The organism is uncultured Clostridium sp., assembly GCF_963515715.1.
Lineage (GTDB): Bacteria > Bacillota > Clostridia > Clostridiales > Clostridiaceae > Clostridium_AW.
Map to the genome: position 1 here is coordinate 1 of NZ_CAUPZS010000028.1, position 21397 is coordinate 21397.

Below are 21397 nucleotides of genomic sequence, written 5' to 3' on the forward strand. Positions count from 1 at the left end.
ATGAAGAAATGACAAGTTATTTTCAAGGGATTGAAAAAGAATTAATATCCCATGTTGAATTTAAAGAAAGAGCTAAAAATGTAAAGGTAGTTATAAAAACTGGAGACTACACTCCTTATTCAAACATAATGTTGATTGCGGGAGTGCCATATTAAAAAATAAATGTTCTGGAGGTTTTAGTATGAAAAAAATAATAAATAACCCAGATAATTTTGTCAATGAAATGCTAGAAGGAATACTTGCTGCTCACAGTAAAGATTTAAGAACTGGGAATGGAGATAAAAGAGCTCTTGTTCGATTCGATGCGCCAGTAAAAGGAAAAGTTGCTATAGCTACGGGAGGAGGATCTGGGCACTTACCAGTATTCTTAGGATACATAGGAAAGGGAATGATAGATGGCTGTGCAGTTGGAAATGTATTTGCATCTCCAAGTGCAAATACTATGCTTAATGTAACAAAGGATATAGATGGAGGAGCAGGGGTTTTATACATTTACGGTAATTACGGTGGAGATGTTATGAACTTTGATATGGCTGCAGAGATGAGTGACCTTGAGGATATTAGGGTAGAAACTGTATTGGTAGCAGATGACGTGGCGTCAGCACCAAAAGGAAATGAAAGTAAAAGAAGAGGAGTTGCTGGACTATTTTATGCCTATAAAATAGCAGGTGCAGCAGCAGAGGAAGGAAAATCCTTAGATGAAGTAAAAGAAATTACAGAGAGAGCTCTAAATGGAACTAGAACAATGGGAATGGCCCTTTCACCATGCACTATACCATCAGCAGGTAAGCCAACCTTTACCATAGGGGAAGATGAAATGGAAATAGGTATGGGTATACACGGGGAACCAGGAATTAAAAGAGAAAAATTAAAGACAGCTGATGAAATAACAGAAGAATTGATAAATAGAATATTAGAAGATTTACCATATGAAAGTGGAGATGAAGTATCCATACTCATAAACGGATTAGGCTCAACACCAAAGGAAGAATTATATATAGTATATAGAAAAGCAAATACTATTTTAAAAGAAAAAGGAATAAAAATATACAGACCATACATTGGAGAATATGCAACTTCTATGGAAATGGGAGGAATGTCCATAACTTTAATGAAATTAGATGAGGAATTAAAGATGTTGTTGGACAAGCAAGCAGATACACCTTTCTTTCAACAGGTATAGGAGAGTATTATGGAAAGTATAAATATAATTCAAGTAAAAGAAATATTAAATAAGATAAGTGAAGTTATGGATGAATCTAAAGACTATTTAATAGAGTTAGATAGTGCAATGGGAGATGGAGATCTAGGGCTTACAATGAGTGAAGGATTTAGAGCTATAGTTGAAGAAATGGATAAGGTAGAAGGTAAAGACATAGGAGCATTTATAGGAAAGATGGGAATGGTTATGGGAAATACTGTTCCATCAACTATGGGTACATTAATGGCTACTGCTATGATGAAAGGTGGAAAAGCCATTAAGGGTTTAGAAAAAATTAGCTTAAAAGATATGGTGGATTTTGGGTATGCAGCAATTGATGGTATAAAAATGAGAGGGAAAGCAGAAGTAGGAGATAAGACTATATTAGATTCTATTTATCCAGCAGTTGAGAGCTTAAAAAAATCCTATGAAAAGCAGTTATGCTTTAAGGAAGCCTTCGAGAATGCTTACGATGCTGCAGAGATAGGTGTTATTATGACAAAAGATATGAAATCAAAGTTTGGAAGAGCAGCTTATTACGGAGAAGAATCTATAGGAAAGCAAGACCCAGGTGCCACTGCAGCAATGCTTTTATTCAAAGGGATATATTTGTATTTTAAAGAGTAATGATGACAAAATAATATATTGGAATGCTAAAGAGGAACCATAATGGTTCCTTTTTAATTTAATTTGAGATAATATAGTACTATAAAAAAGACATATGAATATTTTTAATAAGTATAAATTACTCAGTATTAACTATTAATTGAAATTAAGTTTGGAGGGTTAAGTTGTGTTTGATATAATAGTATTCGATGGTTTAAGTGAAGAAGAAAAGTATGAAAGCATGGTTACCATGTTAGAAGGATTAATAAAGGATGAAAAAGATGTAATAACAAATTTAGCTAATGCATCTGCTTTGATTAATGCTCTAATGGATAGAATAAATTGGGTAGGATTTTATATAATTAAAGATGGGGAATTAGTTTTAGGACCTTTCCAAGGAATGCCTGCTTGCACTAGAATAAAGGTAGGAAAAGGAGTCTGTGGCACCGCTGTAAGTAGCAAAACTATTATGAGAATAGAGGATGTACATAAATTTGAAGGGCACATAGCTTGCGATTCAGCATCAAACTCAGAAATAGTATTGCCTATAGTAAAAAATAATGAAGTATATGGTGTACTAGATATTGATAGTCCAATAGTTGGAAGGTTTACGGAAGTTGAGGAAAAATACTTAGTTCAATGTATGGATATACTAAATAAATATATTGATTGGGAGTTAATTAATTAATTTAATTCGGAATGTATAATTGATTTAATAATTGGTAGTTGAGAGTGGATAATTGAAAACTGATAGTTGGGATGGAAAAGTAGAAAAAAGGATTTTGGGAAGCCAAAGTCCTTTTTTATTTTAATATTTTTTTATAGAGTAGAACATAATAATTATGTAGTTTTTAACGAAGGAGAGAGAGTTATGAAAAATTTATTTGCTAATGATATAAAGAGCGGAGATAAAGTAAATACCAGTTTTATGATTATGAAAAAATTATATAAAGATAATGAAAATAACACCATTGCATATATAGGAGATAATAGCGGGGATATCAAGGCTATAATACCTGATAAAGAGGATCATCTTAATGTTGGAGATGTAATACAATGTGAGGCTTCGATGGATACCTTACTAAATATAGTTAGCTTTAAAAAGGTAGAATATTTCCTAATAGAAGAATATCTACCCACAGTAAAAATTCCTGTAGAAGATATAATGAATGAGATAAATAAAATATCAGAGGAAGAATTTAAAAGAGAAGATGTGAAAGCTTTAAATGATTATTTTTTTAATGATAAAAGTTTTTTAGAAAGATTTAAAAAAGGTATAGGCGGAGTGAGTATGCATCATAATTACTTAGGAGGTTTAGCAGAACACACTTTAAATGTAATGTATTTATCTAAGGTATTTTCCTATAGATATAATTGTAGAAATAAAGAAATAGCGATTTTAGGAGCTAAGCTTCATGATATAGGCAAGATATATGAGTATAATTTTGATGGACCATTTTCCTACACTTTAAGAGGAGAAATGGAAGGACATATAGTTATAGGGATAACTATGCTAGAGGAAGCATTTAAAGCTGATCCAGGAATGTATAGTGAAGATTTTAGGGAAAGAATTAAAGGCTGCATTGTTCAGCATCATGGAAAGCTAGAATTTGGTTCCCCAAAGAAACCTAGTATGGAAGAATCTCATATAGTGCATTATGCAGATTATGTAGACGCAACCTTCAATAAAATATCCCAAATTAAAGAAGGATTAGAACCTGGAACTTGGTCTAATTATGATAGAAGAATTGATGGAAAGCTTTATATTTAGTTTAATTAAAATTTGATAATTAAGAGTAGAGAGTGAGGGAATTTCATTACGAAATTCCCTCTAATATTTGTATTTCCAAATAAGTAATGTAATAGAAGGTGGAGTAAAAAGAAAAAATACTAATTTAATATTGACTTTAATTATTTTGTATATTAATATAGTTTGTATGCGAACTATATTAATGCTTTTTCCTTTATGAATTGACTAACATATATACATGGGTTAGAATTATTCTTATATTACGCTCGAGGTGATTTTATGAACTCAAATTTTGATAGCTTTAGAATAGCTATGTTAATAAAAGAAATATATTCTAAATCTATGTATGTAGTGGACGAAAATTTAAAAAATAGTGGCCTTACTCATCAGCAGATTATGGTAATCAAGCTTATAGCTCATAATAAAGAAATGACTATTTCTGATCTTTGTTGTGAAATGTCATTAGTTAAGGGGACAGTCTCTGGCATCGTTACAAGATTAGAGCAGTATGGATATTTAGAAAAGATAAAGTATGCTGATGACAGAAGAAATACCTATGTGAGATTTTCTAAAGAGGGAATGGAATTTGCTAAGAGTTTTAAAGAAACTATACAGGAAAGCTTTGATAATATATTCAAAGATTGTAGTGAAGAAGAGTTAAGAGAATTTGTAAAGGTGTTGAGAAATATTTCGTCAAAGATTAATAGATAATTTATAAGGAAAAAATCGTAGCATTATAAGTATGCTACGGTTTAAATAATAGAAAATAGTTCGCATGCAAATTATACTATATTAGGAGGGATATTCATGCAAGCTATAATTGAACCAATTTTTCATGTCGTATATCTAACAACGGTAATTTCTCTTGGAATTATTATGATAAAAAAGAGTGGGGACAATAAGTATTTCAAATTATTCGGCTACATGTCATTTGTATTAGGACTAGGGGACTCTTTTCACCTTATACCAAGGATATATGCCTTATTGACTACTGGTTTGGAAGCAAATGCCGCCGCTTTAGGTTTTGGTAAATTTATAACTTCTATTACAATGACTATTTTTTATGTTATTCTATATAAAATTTGGGTATTAAGATTTAATATAAAAAATTCTAAGATTCTAGATAATTGTATTTATGGACTTGCTTTTATTAGAATAGCTATATGCCTTTTTCCTCAAAATCAATGGTTAAATTATTATCCGTCTGTAAGTTGGGGTATTTATAGAAATATACCTTTCACAATTATGGGAATAATAATGATTTACATTATCTATAGGGAAGCTGATAAAAATAAGGACAAAGACTATAAACACATGGCCTTAGCTGTATTTTTATCCTTTGCTATGTATATTCCTGTTGTACTTTTGGCTAATATAAATAAATTGATTGGAATGTTAATGATACCAAAAACTTTAGCCTATGTATGGATTGTATTGATTGGATATAAACAGTTCAAAAATTATTTTAAAGAAAGCAAAAGCATAAACACAGGCGTGGAAATAACAAGTTAGTTAAGTCCTATTTAACTATTTACATTGTTATATTAGAAATAGACAACCCTAAGTAATGGATTCGATTTGTTATCGAATCTATTACTTTATATTAATAGAAAGATAATTGTTAACTGTTAAAAGTTAATTTATATTAATAATTTTAAATACCTTATTATTTTTAATATAAAATCTATTAGTATCGCTTTGAAATATGAAATGATCAGTTAAATCCTCTATTTTATTTACTTTTAAAAGTTCTTCTTTAAGCAATTTTTGAGGGATTTTTAAACCACTACCTACTATATGATTATCTTCTACAGCTTTTAAAAAAAGATGAAGTATAACTTCTTTGTAATCTTCAGGTGTTCTATTTCCTTTTAGCTTATTGCAAAATTTACAACAGATAACGAGATTGAAAACATCAATTGTTCCTTTTTCACTTTTGGGTAAATAGTGATCAAAGGTTATTTTGTTAAATTTTAATTTTTTTTTACAGTAGTAGCATTTACATTCATCGCGCATATATATGTAATGTTTATCTGCGTTAGATATGTTCATAAAGACCACTTATCCTTTCATTGCATATTATAACCCAATATTGAAGAAAAATATATAATTGGATAATGTTTTAATTGTTTTAATATTCCGCAAAAGAGCATATATATTACTTTTTAATGTATAATAAAATTTGTTATATTTTAAGAAAAAAAGGAGAAAGTATCGTGGAAATTAATAATTTTGTATTACCTAATAATGCTTTGGGAAATAGATTTAAGTTAGGTGTGAGATTTACACCAGACAGAACATTAAATAGATACTTAGACTATATACTATTTGTGGTTAAAAATGATTTCAAAGGGGAAGAATTGTATAACCTTTGTTTCAAAAAAGGAAGAAAATTTAATAACTTTACTTTAACTAGAGATAGTTTTGAGGGGTATTTATCTTTTCTTAAAAGTATTGACAACTGCGAGCACTCTCCTGAAGATAAAATTTACAAAGAATTTATTGCTAAAGGGGAGGAACAAAAGATAATAATATCCTCTTTAAATGAAGACTATTTTAAAGTATGTTCAATAAAAGAAACAGAAAAAGTATTTTTCGTATTAACTAGAGAAGAGATAATGGAACATTTATGTGCATTATATTCTATATACAGAGAAAAAGTATTGGTGGATAAATTGAACAAGTCATCAAATAGTTTTTTAAAGATAAATGAGAAGAATGAAGTGTACTTAAATGCTTTAAATATACTTATAAATGATGCCTTAGATAGAAATGATAAAAATATGTTTGATATATTATGTAAAGAAATAAGTAAATTAGAAAAATCCCATTAAAAATTATGGGATTTTTTATTTTTGTGAATAAATTTTATAAAGTTAGTCAAAAATATGAATGACACGAAATATAAAAGAAAATTCCAATTTATCAAAAGGAATTTCATAACATTGCTAACAAGAAAAATTTAATAATAGTCCCCTTTCAAAAAAGCATTCTAATAATAGTAGAGTGCTTTTTTACATGTTGTTTAATTAAGAATTAACAATTGAAAATTGAAAGAGTACTTTTAAGAAATTCCATTAGGGGATTTCTTTTTTATAATTAAATGATATTAATGCTTAACATTCTTCTTTATCAATTCCATAAATGTTTTAGGGGTGACTATTTCCACTTTAGGGTTTTCCTTTAGCTTATTTACAACTTTTTCAATATCATTTAAGGTTTTGCTCCAGGCATGAACATAAACAAAGGTGTAGCTATTAGAATTATAAATATCTGTTTGGCCGGAGTCAATTCTATGATTAATATTTCTCACTAACTCCTCTTCGCTCTCCAGATTACTCCAAAGTAAATCCCTACAGGATACTAAAGGTTTATTATTAGACCAAATGATCTCTCCGTGATAGTTGTCGTGTCTACGATAATCTAGATAAAATAGTCCCTGTATATTAGGCTCAATAGTAAACTTAGCCCAAAGATTAGTATCATGAAAAGAGGAGTCATCGATAATCGTTACATATTTTTGATCTGCTTTTTTCATATAATCATTTAATCTATGGATATATAACCCTAGGGCATTTTTAGGAAATTTGCTTGGGTACATATAGCCATTTCCAGAAGGTGACACTACAAAATAATCATTAGTAGATCCATGGGCTGCACTTTTGTAATATAAATTAAAAACAGTAGGAGCTAGATAATATAAGGATGGACTTAAGGACCAACCAAAATTAAATTTACCTCTATAAGGAGATCCATACCATTTAGGGGAATTATAATTGCTTCCAAGGTTCCATTGTTGATTATCTCCATCAGACATAATAAATGTTACATAATGAACATTTTCTTTATCAGGAATATTTGATAATGCCTTTTGAGTCATAGGTAATGATGGAAAGGCACTTAATACAGTTAAATTATAAGACCAATCTGCAGCAACCATGCTCACACCATATTTTGATGATGTGCTTACATTGATAAATTCATCTGGTCCCCACCCTAAGCAAATTGAATCAGCTTTCATGGAGGAAAATATTCTATCTCTAAGGGATGTATCAGTTATGCTATCCTCATAAAACATTAGAGATTTAGACATTATTCCATAGTCTCTTAAGGCTGTATCTTTCTCTGGAGAAAGCTGAATTATTATTGAATGGTTTAATCCAGAATTCCATAAATTATCATAAGCCCAGTTATTATCTGTGTTCCTACAGTCGCCTTTAATATTTGTTATACCGTGGGCTTGTACTTTATCTTGAATGGATTCATCAACTGCAATGGAGTTATTCAATGAGGCAAGAGAACATGCATTATTTATTGAAGGGTCTTTTAGTGATTTATTGCTATAAAGTACATATCCATCAACATAATTTTTAAACATATCTACTAATTTCCATGGATTTGAAATGTTTTCATATGAAACTCCATAGTTATCCTTTAAATCATCTAGCCATATTTGATAATCTGGTTGAGAGGAATTAAGTGTGTATATTTGAGAAGAACAATGACTATTAACTACCCCTTGAAGGGTAGCTATCATCGTTCTTTCACTAGGAGTCATTATATCTTGAGAAATTACATATAAATGAGTTGGAATTTTAGAGTTCTTTATATAGTTAGATGTATTTTTAGGGATAGAAGCAATAGGAAAAAAACCATTGCTATCACTAGTATGAGTTTTTTTCCAATCACTCCATTTAACATTGAAATCAGCACTATTTTCTTTACTATACTTATAGAAGCTTTGTAAAAAGTCATATCTTTTGCCACTAAAAAAAGATTTACTACGATCTTTATCAAAGTTTGCTAATAGAAGTTGTCTTTTTATAATATCATCAGCGCTAACTTCTTTTGAGTTTTTAACCATATCATACATAATCATGAAGGTAGTAGTTCTTCCTATACCATGTTTACAATGAAAATGGAACCATGCATTTTCAGGTTTAGATTTTACTACCTCGATAAAGTAATCAACCATATCATCCGTAGGTAACTTAGTATCAGTAACAGGAATACGAACATATGATAGTGATTTAGAAGTAACAAGCTGATTTTCATCTTCAACTTTTGTTGGAGTAATAGTTATATTAGGATGATTATAAAAAGAAATAGGCTCATTTAATTTAATACTATTTAGTCTCTTATTTTCATCTAATAAAACTTGATCCTTTGTCAAACCTATATTAGCATCATTCTTTGCATTAGCCCAACTAACAGGAATATCGTTAATAAATCCATGGGATTCTTGTCTTAAATCAACAACTGTTATAGGTAGTGAAGTTCCCATGTTATCTAGCATAAGAGGTAGATTGTATCCTGAAAATTGGTCACTACCAGAAATATTTAATGAGTTTAATCCACTAAGATTTACAGTTGTATCTTTCTTTACATTTGATAAATCAGAGGTTGTACGGAAATTTTTTGGCATATCCTTATAATGTCTTGAATCTAAAACAAGATGTACACTGTTAGGATCTATGGGTGCCGCAGAAACCTGTGCCATTCCATTTTTTATTGGTAAAGAGCAAAAGATGCTTAATAGAATTAAGAAAATAGATACGCGTACTTTTAAATTTTTATGCAATTAGAATCACCTGCCTTATATAAATTATAAATATATTTAATTTTTACTATACTTAATAAGTTCTATAAATATAATGTGGGCTATTTATAGAGCTTTTATACAAATTGCTAATTGGTTTCTAATGGAAAACAAGGCTAGGTGAATCATGATGTGAAAAATTATGAAGAAAGGATTAATTATAGTATAGATAGCGTTGGAAATTTATAAAAACAAAAGACATACAAATTTATGTATTTGCATGCCTTAAAATATTACTATAAAAAAATTTGCGTTATTTATATATTTTCAATTTGCCAGTCTATAGGCTCCTTACCTATTGAGGTAAGAAAATTATTAGCTTTAGAAAAAGGTTTACTTCCCAAGAAACCTCTGTGTGCAGATAATGGACTTGGATGAGTAGATTTTATTATGTAATGTTTGCTATTGTTTATTATATTTAATTTAGATTGAGCATTATTTCCCCATAATATAAAAACAATAGGATCTTCTCTATAATTTAATAAGCTAATTACTTTATCAGTAAAATGTTCCCAACCCATGTCTTTATGAGAATTTGCCTGGCCTCCTCTAACTGTCAATACAGTATTAAGAAGCATAACTCCCTGGCCAGTCCATTTCTTTAAATAACCATTATTAGGAATAAAACAGCCTAAATCACTATTAAGTTCTTTATAGATATTCATAAGAGAAGGAGGAGCTGGTACACCCGGTTTTACAGAAAAACTCAAACCATGTGCCTGATTAGGACCATGATATGGGTCTTGCCCTAATATAACTACCTTTACATCCTTGTACTGTGTATAGTGTAAAGCGTTAAATATATCATACATATCTGGATATATAGTTTTTGTTCTATATTCATTTATTAAAAATTTTCTAAGCTTTAAGTAATAATCTTTGTTAAATTCATCTTCTAATAAATTCTGCCAATCATTTTTTAATATTTGCATACAAATCACCCTAATAGATTATACCATAAAAGCTGGGAATATATAAAATCACTTTATAGTAAATAACTTAAGCTTTTATTAAGTATCGCTATGAAAATTTCATGATATAATTAACTTAATTTTCATTAGTAATAGAAAAATTGATAAATATTATATAAATGAGACGGTGGTATTTGATATGAATGATAATATAAATATATTGGTTGTGGAAGATGATGCAGATATAAACAATCTGCTATGTAAAATATTGGCTAAAGAAGGGTATAAGGTTAGGAGTGCTTATTCAGGTTCTGAAGCAAAAATGTGTCTTGAACATCAGGATTTTCAATTGGTTTTATTGGATTTAATGCTACCTGGGTTAACAGGGGAGAATCTTATTTATGAAATAAGAAAGGATAAAACCATGCCTATTATAGTTATTTCAGCAAAGCCTGGACAAGATATAAAAATAGAGGTGCTAAAACTTGGTGCAGATGATTTTATTTCCAAGCCTTTTGACACTCATGAAGTCTTAGCAAGGGTTGAAGCCCAGTTGAGGCGGTATACTGTATTTTCTAATATAAATGTGAAAAATAATATGTTAGTATATAAGGATTTGATTTTGAACCGTGAAACTGTAGGGGTTACAGTTAAAAATCAGTATATTTACCTTACGGCAAGAGAATTTACTATATTAGAACTTTTAATGGCTAATCCAAGTAAGGTTTTTACAAAATCCAATTTGTTTGAACACGTTTGGAATGAGGATTTTCTTGGTGATGATAATACAGTGAATGTACACATAAGTAACATTCGTTCAAAATTAGCTAAAATTGATCCTGACACAGAATACATACATACTGTATGGGGAATCGGGTATAAAATTAGTGATAAAACTTAATACTTTCTTAACCTTTTCTTTAGGTTATCTTGGTGATTATATTTTAATATATGATTATGCAAGAAAAAGGAGGGGAATTTAGATGTGTGATACAATACTTAAGACTAAAAACATTACTAAAAAGTATGGTAGTCATCTAGTCGTAAATAATGTGAATATAGATGTAAAACAAGGAGAGATTTATGGTCTCGTTGGTAAAAATGGAGCAGGAAAAACCACTCTGCTTAGAATGATATGTGGACTTACAATGCCCTCAAAGGGAGAAATTGATTTATTTAATGAAACATCTCAGAGTGGATTAAATAAATCTAGAAGGAGGACAGGATGTATAATTGAATCTCCAAGCTTTTATCCTTATTTATCTGTAAAAAAGAATCTTGAATATTATAGAATACAAAGGGGCATTGCAGAAAAAGAATGTATAGATGAAGTACTTAGAATTGTAGGTCTTGACGATGTCTCGAAGAAGAAGTTTAAAAAACTTTCTCTAGGTATGAAACAGCGTTTAGGACTAGCTTTAGCTTTAATGGCAACCCCAGATTTACTAATTTTAGATGAGCCTATTAATGGCCTTGATCCTACAGGAATTGTAGAGTTTAGAGAAATTTTATTAAAACTCAATAAGGAAAGAAATACTACAATAATTATATCCAGTCATATATTAGGTGAACTTTCTCAAATGGCAACTATGTATGGATTCATTAATAATGGAGAGCTTATAGAGCAAATATCCTCCAAAGAATTACAAGAAAAATGTAAGCGTTCCTTATCAATTAAAGTAAAAAATATTGAAAAAGCTATTGTTGTAATTGAAAAAGAACTTGGTTGCAATGAGTATGAAGTGTTAAACGATAATGAGATTAGATTATATGAGCACATAGATACTCCAGAAATAATAGCAGAGACACTTGTAAGTAATGGAGTAGTATTCTCTTCAATGAATCAAATTGGTGTAAATCTAGAGAATTATTTTATCAATTTGATTGGAGGTGCTCATCATGCTTAATTATATAAAAGCAGAGCTTTACAGAAACTTTAATAGGGCATATTTTTGGGTATATACAGGTTTTATGGCTATTTTTCCATTGATAATTAATATTTTTATTAAAACAACTAAGTTTGCATCTAATATGAACTTAACTGTGTTATTTGAATTTGCTAACGCTATAATTATAGCGGCAATATACTTCGTATTACCTATGGTTGACATAGCTACGGCAGAAGAAGAGAAGAATCTTACTTTAAAAAATGTAGCAGCCTTTGGAGTTTCAAGAAATAAATTAATAATGTCAAAAGTTATAGTGGCAACAATTCTTTCTATAATAGCATCAGTTATTATATTAACTGTGTTCTTTGGAAGTGGTACAATTTTATTTGGTGTCGGACAAAGTTTTACCTTAAATATTGCATTGGATTTTATGAGGAGATTATCAGCGGCAACCATACTCTGGATTGGAGCTATATCAGTATGTACATTCTTAGCTTTTGTTATTAAAAACAATAACGTGTTTGCTTTTGTTTATGCGGGAATATTTTCTATTTTGGGGATTATTATTTTACTTCTTTCAAAGTTTGTTTCTGATAAATTTCAGTACATTTATAATATACTCATTACCACTCAGTTAAAAAATTTAACTAGAGATGATTTAACCGTATTTGTAGAAGTAACAAATTCTCAGTTGAGTTATGCAGCTTTAGTAGGGATTATATATACCATAGTATTCATAGGTTTAACTATGATGTATGTTAAAAATAAGGAGATTAAATAAAGAGGGTGAGCGGTGTTTATGCAAGGGGTTACGTTAGGGTTAATAATTGTTTTTCTTATAATTATAGCGGGGATATTTGCCACCCTTTATATTTTACTATATAAAGAAGTAAGGAATATAACCAATCAATTGAAGGAAATTAATAAAGTTAAAACCAACTCAAAAATATTATTATCCTCTTCTAATAAGGGAGCAGAAAAGCTAGCTTTAGAAATAAATAAAGCTTTAGAAGAAAAACAGAAAGCGGAAGTTGAACATAAGAAAATGGATTTGGAAATTAGGCAAGCTATTGCAAATGTATCCCATGATTTAAGAACACCTTTAACATCGATAATGGGATATATCCAACTTATGGAGGATAGTAGCCTATGCGAGGAGGAAAAGAAGGAGTATATAGATATAGTAAAAAAGAGAACTAAGTCCCTACAAGTTTTAATAAATAGCTTCTATGATTTATCAAGGCTAGAGGGAAAAGAATATAAATTTTCTCTTAAATCCATGAATTTATATAATATACTATGTGACACAATAGCTTTATTTTATAATGATTTTTTAGATAAGGGAATAGAGCCTAGTATGAATTTAGAGGAGAATTTTCCTTTAGTTATTGTTGATGACAATGCAGTGAGGCGCATAATTTCAAATTTGATACAAAATATGCTTAAATATAGTAAGGAATTTATAAATATATCTCTAAGGCAGCAGGAAAGTTATATAATAATGACTTTTACAAATGATGCTAAAGATTTAAAGAAAGAGGATGTAGAGCATTTGTTTAATCGTTTCTTCACGGCGGATCGTACTAGAAGCGGAAAAAATACAGGGATTGGTCTTGCCATAACTAAGGAACTAGTAGAACAAATGGGTCACGAAATCTTTGCAGAACTATTAGAGGATAAGCTTAGCATAATAGTAAAATGGAAAATAAGGTATGGGGCATGAAGGTAATTTGTTTAATTGAGAATTGAAAATTATGGATGAAATTTTTAAGTTAAGAATTGAAAATGAAAAGTGAAGAGTGAAGGAATTTCATCCAGTACTCTTCACTCTTAATTTTTAACTTTTAATTCTATAAAATTGCTTTGCAATTTTATTATTTTGTATAGTTATCAAAATATCCTTGTATATATATAATAGGTGTACCCTTATCTCCACTTCCTGAAGTTAAGTCGGAAAGAGAGCCTATAAGGTCAGTAAGTTGTCTAGGGGTAGTACCCTGTGATTCCATAGCACCCATTAAGTCTGACTCTTTATTTGAGATATATTCTGAAATAGCTTTCTTAAGTTCTTCTCCTCTTAAATCAGAAAAGTTATTATCTGCAAGATATTTTAACTTCACTTCGTTAGGAGTACCTTCAAGACCTGATGTATAAGCTGGTGATACAACAGGGTCAGCAAGTTCCCAAATTTTACCCACTGGATCCTTGAATGCGCCATCTCCATAAACCATAACTTCTACAGTTTTTCCAGTCTTTTCTTTAAGGATGGATTGTACAGTATCAACCACAGGCTGACAATTACGTGGGAAAAGTTTAACGCTTTCTTCGGTTGCTTTATTTGAACCTAAAAGGCCATAGTTTTCGTTATATCCACTACCATCTATAGATGAGGAAAGAATATCATCTAGGCTATAAACTTTATCTGCACCATTTGCTTTTAATATTCTTTTTGTTCTAAGTCTTGTGTGAATGTCGCAAGTAAGAACAGATTTTGTATAGTTTAAAATGGTTTTCGCATTGTTTGAAAATATAACTTCACAGTCAACACCGTACTCTTCAATTAAAGATTTATAATAATCAATATAATCAACACCAGTAAAAGTATGTTTGTTATGTCCAAAATGGCCACGAAATTCTTCTTCTGTTAAAGAATCTGTCCAAGGATTGATTCCTTTTTCATCAAGTAAATCTATATCTACTAAATGATTACCTACTTCATCTGATGGATAGCTAAGCATTAATACAATTTTTTTAGCTCCTTTTGCTATACCACGAAGGCAAATTGCAAAACGGTTACGGCTTAAAATAGGAAATATTACTCCAATAGTATCGTCACCAAATTTTGAATTTACGTCTTTTGCAATTTGGTCAATAGTTGCATAATTTCCTTGAGCACGAGCAACTACAGATTCTGTTACAGTAACAATGTCTTTATCATTAATTGAAAATCCTTCTACTTCTGAAGCTTTCAATACCGCATCTACAACTATTTTTGCAATATCGTCTCCTTTATTGATAATTGGGGCACGTAGACCTCTAACTACAGTTCCAACAACTCTTTCCATTTTATCTCTCCTTAATTAATTTCAATTTGAATTAAGTTTTATTTTATACTTGTAGTATACATCATTTTTATGGTATAAGTAAAATAAATAGATATAATGTTAGATATAAGGGGTGCTTATATGGTAAACAAGTTAGATTTATATAGAGTGTTTTGTGAAGTAGGTAAATGTGAAAGTTTTTCTAAAGCAGCAAAGTCACTTTACATGACACAGCCCGCTGTAAGTCAAGCAATTATGCAACTTGAAAGAGAACTTGAGATACGATTATTTATTAGAACGCCTAAGGGAGTAATACTTACTAATGAAGGTAAAGTTTTATTTGAATATGCAAGTTCTGCCATAAACTTAATTAGTGCAGGAGAAAAAAAGCTTTTAGAATCAAAAAATTTAATGTTGGGTGATTTAAAAATAGGGGTAGGAGATACTATTTCACGATATTTTTTATTGCCATATTTAGAAGAGTTTCATAGCCAATATCCAAATATTAAATTAAAGATTATAAACAAAACAACCTTAGAGCTTTGCCCTATACTAAAGTCAGGAGAAATTGATATTGCTATTTGCAATTTCCCTATTGAAGACTCCTCTTTAGAGATAAGGAAATGCGCAGATGTTCAGGATATTTTCGTTTGTGGAGAGGATTATAAAAATAAGCTATCAACTCCTTTAAGCTTTAAGGACATAATAAATTTTCCGTTGATATTGCTTGATCCTAAATCAAATTCAAGACAATATGTAGAAAAATATATGCTATCAAAGGGTGTTAAAATTACCCCGGAAATAGAACTTGGCTCCCACGATTTACTATTAGAATTTGCAAAAATTAATTTAGGTATAGCTTGTGTTGTTAAAGAATTCTCTAAGGAGTATTTAGAAAAAGGCATATTGCATGAGGTAAAGATGATTGAGGAAATACCCAAAAGAAGCATGGGATATTGCTTTTTGAAAAGTGTATCTCTTTCACCCGCTTCAAAAAAATTTGTGGAGATATTGGATGGGAGATAAGGTAAACCGTATCATAAGTGAACGCGAAACTTACTAGAATTGGATAAAGAGTTATTAAAACAGCTTACAATATAAGAATTAATATGGTTTAGAATATATACTTCTCCCATTAAATAATAAGAAAGATGTTAAATGCATGAAACTTTTAACATCTTTCTTAAGCTCTATTTAATTACATTACTCGTATTGTATGATATCCTTCATGTACTGCAGTAAGGATTTTTCTTGGTGATTCTGCATCTCCGATAACAGTTAAATCTTCAACCTTTCCTTCCAATTCATTCTCTAATTGATTATTTGAATAGTAGCCAGCTGCAATAATAACTGTGTCACATTCAATTATATGTTCTTGTCCATCTTTTGAGTAACTAATTCCGGATGGAGTTATTTTTGTTACTTTTGCATTACCTACAACTTCAATGTTTCTTTCTTTAATGATTGTTCTTAATGCTTGATCATTGTTTAGGCAATGTTCTGAAATTGCCAAAATATCTTCTAACATTTCTACGATTGTTACTTCCTCAGCAGTTTCCTTCATATATGCTGCAGTTTCACAGCCAACAAGACCACCACCGATTACAACGACTTTATTACCTGGTTTTTTAAGTCCTAATAAATAGTCATTTGCAGGAGCAGCTGTTTCAATTCCCTTAATTGGAGGCATAAACGCTTTTGAGCCAGTAGCTAATACAACCTTGTCATATTTACCAGCTAAAACAGTTTCTGCTGTAGCTTCCTTATTCAATATAATCTTAACTCCAAGTTTTAACACTTGACGTTCCATATATGTAATCAATCTTAATACGTCATGCTTAAATGTTGGTAGACCTGCCGCCCATAGATTACCACCTAATCGTGAGGACTTTTCCCATATTTCCACATCAAATCCACGTTTAGCGGCAGCAATAGCAGCTGACATCCCACCAGGACCACCACCAATAATCAATACAGATTTCATCACATCATTTTTTTCTGGAAGTTGATAGTCACCCTCTGCATAGCATAATGGATTTACAGCACAATAATAATGTTTACCTGAAAAACCTGAAAGCAAGCATTCATTACATCCAATGCAAGGAGCTATGTCCATTGTATTTCCTGCCTTAACTTTGTTCGCCCAAGCTGGGTCTGCTAACATTTGATGTGCTAATACAATATAATCAGTTTTACCTTCAAGAACAGCTTTTTCAGCTTTCTCAGGATCAAACATTTTACCTTGTCCAAGAACTGGTAAAGTTACTGTCTTCTTAACAGCTTCGACAACATCCATTTGATGTTCTTCTTTTTCATATACTGTAGAGATTGCTTTATGCCAAGCTTCATAGCAACCAACGTCAACATGAAGAGCATCTATATTTGCAGCTTCAAGTATTTTAGCCATTTCCAATCCTTCTTCTAATTCACGTCCTCCTTCAACACGATGTACAGGTGTGAATTTAACAAGTATAGGGAATTTTGCACCAACATTTTTTCGAATTGCTTCAATACATTCTAAAGTAAATCTCATACGATTTTTTAGTTCTCCACCATACTCATCTGCACGATTATTCCATTGCTTTGAATGGAACTGATCTAATAAATATCCACCATATGCATGTAATTCTACTGCATCAGCACCAGCCATTTTTGCAAGACTAGCTGAAAAACCTACTTTTTCTACAATGTCATGAATCTCTTCTTTTGAAAATGGTTTGCATTTCAAATTTGGGAACCAAAAAGCACTGCATTCACTTGCTGAATAAGGTGGAGTAAATGGATCTGTAAATTGTTGACGACCTAAACCTGGTGAAATTTGTACACATACCTTAGTACCATAATGATGACAACGTTCTATTAACATATTCAAACGTTCAACATGATGAAAATTACTAAGTTCGGTGCAAGGACGGGGCTCATATTTAGTCGTAACAACGTTTGCACCAGTGATGATAAGACCTGTTCCTCCTTTAGCACGTTCCTCAAAGTAACGAATACCTTCTGAGCAGTATGAACCATCAGCTTCTCCTGTTGTTCCCATAGGTCCCATAACAATACGATTTTTAAGTTTCATACTCCCAATTTGTGTTTTCTCAAATAATTTTAACATAAAAACCCTCCTCTTACCTCGGTTATATATTATAGTACCGCAGTAATATAGTATCAATTTGGTAAATAATAGTCAATATGGATTTTGGAGAAATAATATGTTACTATATAATTGATTTTGTTCACTATTTATTGAATAAATTCGGAGGAAATTATGACAAAGAAAACTACTAAAGATTTTATAATAGAGACAGCCAATAAATTATTCCTTGAAAAAGGTTATCAAAACGTTACAGTTGTAGATATCTGCGAAGCATGTGGCATTTCTAAGACTACTTTTTATTATCATCTTAAATCAAAGGAAGATATTATTTTACGTTTCTACGATTCATTGACACATAATATAAGCCAGCATCTTATGTCTATTCTTACCATGGATAATTATTGGGAACAATTAATGGTATGTTTTGAATCTCTTGTAGCTGAAGCTTATAAATATGGGACTGATTTTTTTAGTCAAATGATGATTAGCAATTTAAAAGAAGACTTTGGAAGCTATGATTTTAGGGATGAATTAACTAATATTGCCATAATGATTATTAAAAAAGGTCAGGAATCAGGCCAAATAAGGAATAAAAATAGTGCGAAAGACTTATATAAAGCATCTGCCTACGCATTTTTAGGATATGAAGTGACTTGGTGTATTAAAAAAGGGAAGTTTGATTGGAAACAAGAAATTCGTAAATCATTGGAAAATATTTATGATGTGGCACCAGAATTTAGGAAGTGATTGAAATTTATTATAACGAGGAGAAAACAACCCCCAATTTGGGTTATGCTTCCTCGTTTTTTCATATATGCTTTATATTTATATTATATTTGCAATTTCATTTAATTCTTCTGATAATGAAGTTATTTGTTCTATAGTAGCACTAACTTCCTGAGTTGCGGCTGCTTGTTCCTGACTGGATATTAATGAACTTTGACTTTTTTGATTTGATTGTTCTACTTTACTTATGATATCATCTGTAAGTTTATTAATTTTAGAAATTGTACTTTTTGATTGTTCAGATAAATTTCTAATTTCATTTGCAACAACACCAAAACCTTTACCCAAATCTCCTGCTCTAGCTGCTTCAATAGAAGCATTTAAACCTAACATTTTAGTTTGATTAGCTATTTGATGTATGAAATTACTAACCTCATTAATTTGCTCTGATAATTTTGTTATTTCTTTAATATTTTCACTTAATGCTTGTTCGTTTATATGTATTTCTGATGCTGATGCAGCTAGCTCTTCAACTGTAGCTGCTATATTTGAAAGACTGTTTTTCATGCTATCTGACATATTACGTAGATTTATTTCAGCTTCTTTTGCTCTAGTTACCATTACAACTCCAGCAGATTCATTACTCTCTTCATCAAAATACGGTGATACTAATACTCTAATAGGCTTTCCATACTCAAAACTATCAAAATCAAACCTTTTATTTTTGCCAGTCCTTAGACATTCACTAATATTTGCATCATCTGTTATATCAAAACCTGGACCTACTTCTGGTATATCAAATTTTTCAGTTGCATATTTTTGAAGTACTTCCTTTTTATCTGTTATTGTTATGTATGCACCCTCTATAAACGTTTCATTTATAATTGGGGCAAAGTATTTAAATGCATTTTCTAAATGATGTATTATTGGAATTATCATATAAAATGTACCAACACTCTCATTTTCATCATTAATAATAGGAATAGCTGTTATTTTTAATCTAGTTCCATATACTTCTTTAGAAATATTTTCAGTTATAATCTTTTTTTCATGACTAGCCCTTAATATTACATTATTTCTATCTACTTTTTTACCAATCTTAAACTCTTCAATGTTGAATGAGTTTGAAGAAATCTGCCAAGTTATATCATCTCCCTCCATAATTCCAAATATCCCTTGATTTATTACATTGTTAAGTTGTACTTCGGCTAAATCCTTTATATAATTTAATGTATTAACATGAATCATTGTCTTTCCCTCCTGCTAAATAAAAAATTATAAAACATTATTTTAAAATTATGTTAGTTAATACTATTATTGTTATTATTTCGACAAATATTTTAGTAATCCTTCTTATTTATTCTAATATTTGTATGTAATCTTTTTTTATACAGAAAATAATTGTTATATGGCCAGTTGGCCAGAGTACTTATTATCAATTATTCTTTATTTTTTCTATAAATGCTTTTGCAGCCTTGGATATAGAAATGGAGCTATTTAGTATGTATGAAAAATGTCGTCTATAGCTTTGATCTAATTCCATAGGACGCGCTACAGAGTATGAAATGGGTGATAGAATCAATTTTGGAAGATGTCGCTGAAAAGGCTAAACAAGCAGCTAAAAACTTTTAGCCATTACAATAAAACTGTAATGGTAACAAAGGTAAAAAAGAAGATGATTAGGTGATTTTCACGTTAATCGTCTTCTTTTTAATTGTAGAAAATTAAAATAGTTAGAATAAAACATATTAGGTATAGCATTAAATTGGTAGTATTTAGTATATGCACGAAAAATTTCATATTGGATAAATAGCTAGTAAAGCAGAAGATGTTTTACTAGTTTATTTTTTTACAAAATGATAATATTTAATTCATTGACTACATGGTCTGTTTTTAATATAATAAATACAGACCATGTAGTCAATATTTATTTGGAGGAAGAAAAAATGAAGCAAGAAGAAAAAAATAAAATTAGCAAAGATAAAATATTAAATGCAGCTATTGTAGAATTTGGAACTAAAAATTATGGAGATGCATCTTTAAATAATATTTGTAATGATAATAATATTTCAAAAGGTCTTATCTATCACTATTACAAAAATAAGGATGATTTATTTTTAAGTTGTGTAAAGTATTGTTTTGATGAATTTGTAGATTATCTTCAAAGTGAAGAGTGTGGTCAAAATGATCAAAATGATTTTCAAAGTATTATGCAAAAATATTTAAATTTAAGATATGATTTTTTAAAAGATAATATTTACTTAAGCCATATATTTTTTAATGTGGTTTTACAACCACCTATGCATTTAAAACAAGAAATCAAAGCTTTAAGAAAGAATTTTGATAATCTTAATATTAGTACTTATCGATTTGCTTTAAGTAAAATAACACTAAGAGAAGGTATAACAGAAGAAGAAGCAATAGAATATTTTTGGATTTTTCAAGAAATGTTCAATGGATATTTTGAAAGCAAAGCATATGAGAACTGTGATTTTAATGGTTTAATTAAAGCACATGAAATCAACATTGGAAAAATATTAAATATTATGATTTATGGCATTGCAAAGGAGGACTAAT

Annotated in this window: 21 protein-coding genes; 15 read left to right on the forward strand and 6 right to left on the reverse strand. The window is 30.0% G+C overall.

Annotation, left to right across the window (positions count from 1 at the left end):
• Positions 1 to 8 precede the first annotated feature (8 nt).
• The 7 genes from RYO54_RS20220 (at position 9) to RYO54_RS16235 (ending at position 5069) form a co-directional block, all read left to right on the forward strand.
• Positions 9 to 155, forward strand: coding sequence for an RbsD/FucU domain-containing protein (locus tag RYO54_RS20220; protein ID WP_399549645.1), 147 nt, complete (start codon positions 9 to 11; stop codon positions 153 to 155).
• Positions 156 to 181: 26 nt separating this feature from the next.
• Complete coding sequence (gene dhaK / locus RYO54_RS16210) at positions 182 to 1183, forward strand: dihydroxyacetone kinase subunit DhaK (protein WP_315121084.1); 1002 nt, start codon at positions 182 to 184, stop codon at positions 1181 to 1183.
• Positions 1184 to 1192: 9 nt separating this feature from the next.
• On the forward strand, positions 1193 to 1828 hold the full coding sequence (gene dhaL, locus RYO54_RS16215) for a dihydroxyacetone kinase subunit DhaL (RefSeq protein ID WP_315121086.1): 636 nt from the start codon (positions 1193 to 1195) through the stop codon (positions 1826 to 1828).
• Positions 1829 to 1994: 166 nt separating this feature from the next.
• Positions 1995 to 2495, forward strand: coding sequence for a GAF domain-containing protein (locus tag RYO54_RS16220; RefSeq protein ID WP_315121089.1), 501 nt, complete (start codon positions 1995 to 1997; stop codon positions 2493 to 2495).
• A 183-nt stretch (positions 2496 to 2678) separates the two neighbouring features.
• Positions 2679 to 3578 carry an HD domain-containing protein gene (locus tag RYO54_RS16225; RefSeq protein ID WP_315121091.1) on the forward strand — a complete coding sequence of 300 codons (900 nt, stop codon included), beginning with the start codon at positions 2679 to 2681 and terminating at the stop codon, positions 3576 to 3578.
• Between the two features lie 258 nt (positions 3579 to 3836).
• The gene (locus RYO54_RS16230; RefSeq protein ID WP_315121093.1) at positions 3837 to 4268 is read left to right on the forward strand and encodes a MarR family transcriptional regulator; all 432 of its coding nucleotides are present in this window, start codon (positions 3837 to 3839) and stop codon (positions 4266 to 4268) included.
• A 96-nt stretch (positions 4269 to 4364) separates the two neighbouring features.
• On the forward strand, positions 4365 to 5069 hold the full coding sequence (locus RYO54_RS16235) for a hypothetical protein (protein ID WP_315121095.1): 705 nt from the start codon (positions 4365 to 4367) through the stop codon (positions 5067 to 5069).
• 123 nt (positions 5070 to 5192) lie between these two features.
• Here the strand turns inward: RYO54_RS16235 and RYO54_RS16240 are convergent, their stop codons facing one another.
• Positions 5193 to 5609, reverse strand: coding sequence for an HNH endonuclease (locus RYO54_RS16240; RefSeq protein WP_315121098.1), 417 nt, complete (start codon positions 5607 to 5609; stop codon positions 5193 to 5195).
• Between the two features lie 164 nt (positions 5610 to 5773).
• Here RYO54_RS16240 and RYO54_RS16245 point away from each other — a divergent pair, with 164 nt between their 5' ends.
• Complete coding sequence (locus tag RYO54_RS16245) at positions 5774 to 6391, forward strand: hypothetical protein (protein WP_315121101.1); 618 nt, start codon at positions 5774 to 5776, stop codon at positions 6389 to 6391.
• A gap of 275 nt (positions 6392 to 6666) precedes the next feature.
• Here the strand turns inward: RYO54_RS16245 and RYO54_RS16250 are convergent, their stop codons facing one another.
• Both RYO54_RS16250 and RYO54_RS16255 read right to left on the reverse strand, forming a co-directional pair.
• Positions 6667 to 9057: a GxGYxYP domain-containing protein gene (locus RYO54_RS16250; protein WP_399549634.1), complete on the reverse strand. Its 2391-nt coding sequence runs from the start codon at positions 9055 to 9057 to the stop codon at positions 6667 to 6669.
• 356 nt (positions 9058 to 9413) lie between these two features.
• A complete protein-coding gene (locus RYO54_RS16255) occupies positions 9414 to 10088 on the reverse strand; it encodes a uracil-DNA glycosylase (RefSeq protein WP_315121107.1) in 675 nt (224 codons plus the stop codon).
• Between the two features lie 178 nt (positions 10089 to 10266).
• Here RYO54_RS16255 and RYO54_RS16260 point away from each other — a divergent pair, with 178 nt between their 5' ends.
• The 4 genes from RYO54_RS16260 (at position 10267) to RYO54_RS16275 (ending at position 13679) form a co-directional block, all read left to right on the forward strand.
• Positions 10267 to 10968, forward strand: a complete 702-nt coding sequence (locus RYO54_RS16260) for a response regulator transcription factor (RefSeq protein ID WP_315121109.1) — start codon at positions 10267 to 10269, stop codon at positions 10966 to 10968.
• A gap of 82 nt (positions 10969 to 11050) precedes the next feature.
• Positions 11051 to 11974, forward strand: coding sequence for an ABC transporter ATP-binding protein (locus RYO54_RS16265; protein WP_315121112.1), 924 nt, complete (start codon positions 11051 to 11053; stop codon positions 11972 to 11974).
• Positions 11967 to 12737: an ABC transporter permease gene (locus RYO54_RS16270; RefSeq protein WP_315121113.1), complete on the forward strand. Its 771-nt coding sequence runs from the start codon at positions 11967 to 11969 to the stop codon at positions 12735 to 12737. Before RYO54_RS16265 ends, RYO54_RS16270 begins: the two co-directional genes overlap by 8 nt.
• Before the next feature lie 18 nt (positions 12738 to 12755).
• Complete coding sequence (locus RYO54_RS16275; RefSeq protein WP_315121116.1) at positions 12756 to 13679, forward strand: HAMP domain-containing sensor histidine kinase; 924 nt, start codon at positions 12756 to 12758, stop codon at positions 13677 to 13679.
• Positions 13680 to 13830: 151 nt separating this feature from the next.
• Here the strand turns inward: RYO54_RS16275 and RYO54_RS16280 are convergent, their stop codons facing one another.
• Positions 13831 to 15021, reverse strand: a complete 1191-nt coding sequence (locus RYO54_RS16280) for a coenzyme F420-0:L-glutamate ligase (RefSeq protein WP_315121118.1) — start codon at positions 15019 to 15021, stop codon at positions 13831 to 13833.
• Between the two features lie 120 nt (positions 15022 to 15141).
• Between RYO54_RS16280 and RYO54_RS16285 the strand changes: the two genes are divergently transcribed.
• Positions 15142 to 16026 (forward strand): LysR family transcriptional regulator, encoded by an 885-nt coding sequence (locus RYO54_RS16285; protein WP_315121121.1) that lies wholly within the window; start codon positions 15142 to 15144, stop codon positions 16024 to 16026.
• A 172-nt stretch (positions 16027 to 16198) separates the two neighbouring features.
• Here the strand turns inward: RYO54_RS16285 and RYO54_RS16290 are convergent, their stop codons facing one another.
• Complete coding sequence (locus RYO54_RS16290) at positions 16199 to 18112, reverse strand: NAD(P)/FAD-dependent oxidoreductase (protein WP_315121122.1); 1914 nt, start codon at positions 18110 to 18112, stop codon at positions 16199 to 16201.
• Positions 18113 to 18265: 153 nt separating this feature from the next.
• Between RYO54_RS16290 and RYO54_RS16295 the strand changes: the two genes are divergently transcribed.
• The gene (locus RYO54_RS16295; protein ID WP_315121125.1) at positions 18266 to 18841 is read left to right on the forward strand and encodes a TetR/AcrR family transcriptional regulator; all 576 of its coding nucleotides are present in this window, start codon (positions 18266 to 18268) and stop codon (positions 18839 to 18841) included.
• Between the two features lie 78 nt (positions 18842 to 18919).
• On the opposite strand, the gene RYO54_RS16300 is transcribed toward RYO54_RS16295, so the two are convergent.
• Positions 18920 to 20068 (reverse strand): methyl-accepting chemotaxis protein, encoded by a 1149-nt coding sequence (locus RYO54_RS16300; RefSeq protein WP_315121128.1) that lies wholly within the window; start codon positions 20066 to 20068, stop codon positions 18920 to 18922.
• 698 nt (positions 20069 to 20766) lie between these two features.
• Here RYO54_RS16300 and RYO54_RS16305 point away from each other — a divergent pair.
• Positions 20767 to 21396, forward strand: a complete 630-nt coding sequence (locus RYO54_RS16305; RefSeq protein WP_315121131.1) for a TetR/AcrR family transcriptional regulator — start codon at positions 20767 to 20769, stop codon at positions 21394 to 21396.
• Position 21397 lies beyond the last annotated feature (1 nt).

Excerpts from the sequence above, each read along its gene's own strand:
- RYO54_RS16305 (WP_315121131.1), top strand. The coding sequence starts at position 20,767 with ATGAAGCAAGAAGAAAAAAATAAAATTAGCAAAGATAAAATATTAAAT.
- RYO54_RS16255 (WP_315121107.1), bottom strand. The coding sequence starts at position 10,088 with ATGCAAATATTAAAAAATGATTGGCAGAATTTATTAGAAGATGAATTT.
- RYO54_RS16235 (WP_315121095.1), top strand. The coding sequence starts at position 4,365 with ATGCAAGCTATAATTGAACCAATTTTTCATGTCGTATATCTAACAACG.
- RYO54_RS16265 (WP_315121112.1), top strand. The coding sequence starts at position 11,051 with ATGTGTGATACAATACTTAAGACTAAAAACATTACTAAAAAGTATGGT.
- RYO54_RS16275 (WP_315121116.1), top strand. The coding sequence starts at position 12,756 with ATGCAAGGGGTTACGTTAGGGTTAATAATTGTTTTTCTTATAATTATA.
- RYO54_RS20220 (WP_399549645.1), top strand. The coding sequence starts at position 9 with ATGACAAGTTATTTTCAAGGGATTGAAAAAGAATTAATATCCCATGTT.
- dhaK (WP_315121084.1), top strand. The coding sequence starts at position 182 with ATGAAAAAAATAATAAATAACCCAGATAATTTTGTCAATGAAATGCTA.
- RYO54_RS16295 (WP_315121125.1), top strand. The coding sequence starts at position 18,266 with ATGACAAAGAAAACTACTAAAGATTTTATAATAGAGACAGCCAATAAA.
- RYO54_RS16260 (WP_315121109.1), top strand. The coding sequence starts at position 10,267 with ATGAATGATAATATAAATATATTGGTTGTGGAAGATGATGCAGATATA.
- RYO54_RS16300 (WP_315121128.1), bottom strand. The coding sequence starts at position 20,068 with ATGATTCATGTTAATACATTAAATTATATAAAGGATTTAGCCGAAGTA.
- RYO54_RS16240 (WP_315121098.1), bottom strand. The coding sequence starts at position 5,609 with ATGAACATATCTAACGCAGATAAACATTACATATATATGCGCGATGAA.
- RYO54_RS16225 (WP_315121091.1), top strand. The coding sequence starts at position 2,679 with ATGAAAAATTTATTTGCTAATGATATAAAGAGCGGAGATAAAGTAAAT.
- dhaL (WP_315121086.1), top strand. The coding sequence starts at position 1,193 with ATGGAAAGTATAAATATAATTCAAGTAAAAGAAATATTAAATAAGATA.
- RYO54_RS16285 (WP_315121121.1), top strand. The coding sequence starts at position 15,142 with ATGGTAAACAAGTTAGATTTATATAGAGTGTTTTGTGAAGTAGGTAAA.
- RYO54_RS16250 (WP_399549634.1), bottom strand. The coding sequence starts at position 9,057 with ATGGCACAGGTTTCTGCGGCACCCATAGATCCTAACAGTGTACATCTT.
- RYO54_RS16230 (WP_315121093.1), top strand. The coding sequence starts at position 3,837 with ATGAACTCAAATTTTGATAGCTTTAGAATAGCTATGTTAATAAAAGAA.
- RYO54_RS16280 (WP_315121118.1), bottom strand. The coding sequence starts at position 15,021 with ATGGAAAGAGTTGTTGGAACTGTAGTTAGAGGTCTACGTGCCCCAATT.
- RYO54_RS16290 (WP_315121122.1), bottom strand. The coding sequence starts at position 18,112 with ATGTTAAAATTATTTGAGAAAACACAAATTGGGAGTATGAAACTTAAA.
- RYO54_RS16270 (WP_315121113.1), top strand. The coding sequence starts at position 11,967 with ATGCTTAATTATATAAAAGCAGAGCTTTACAGAAACTTTAATAGGGCA.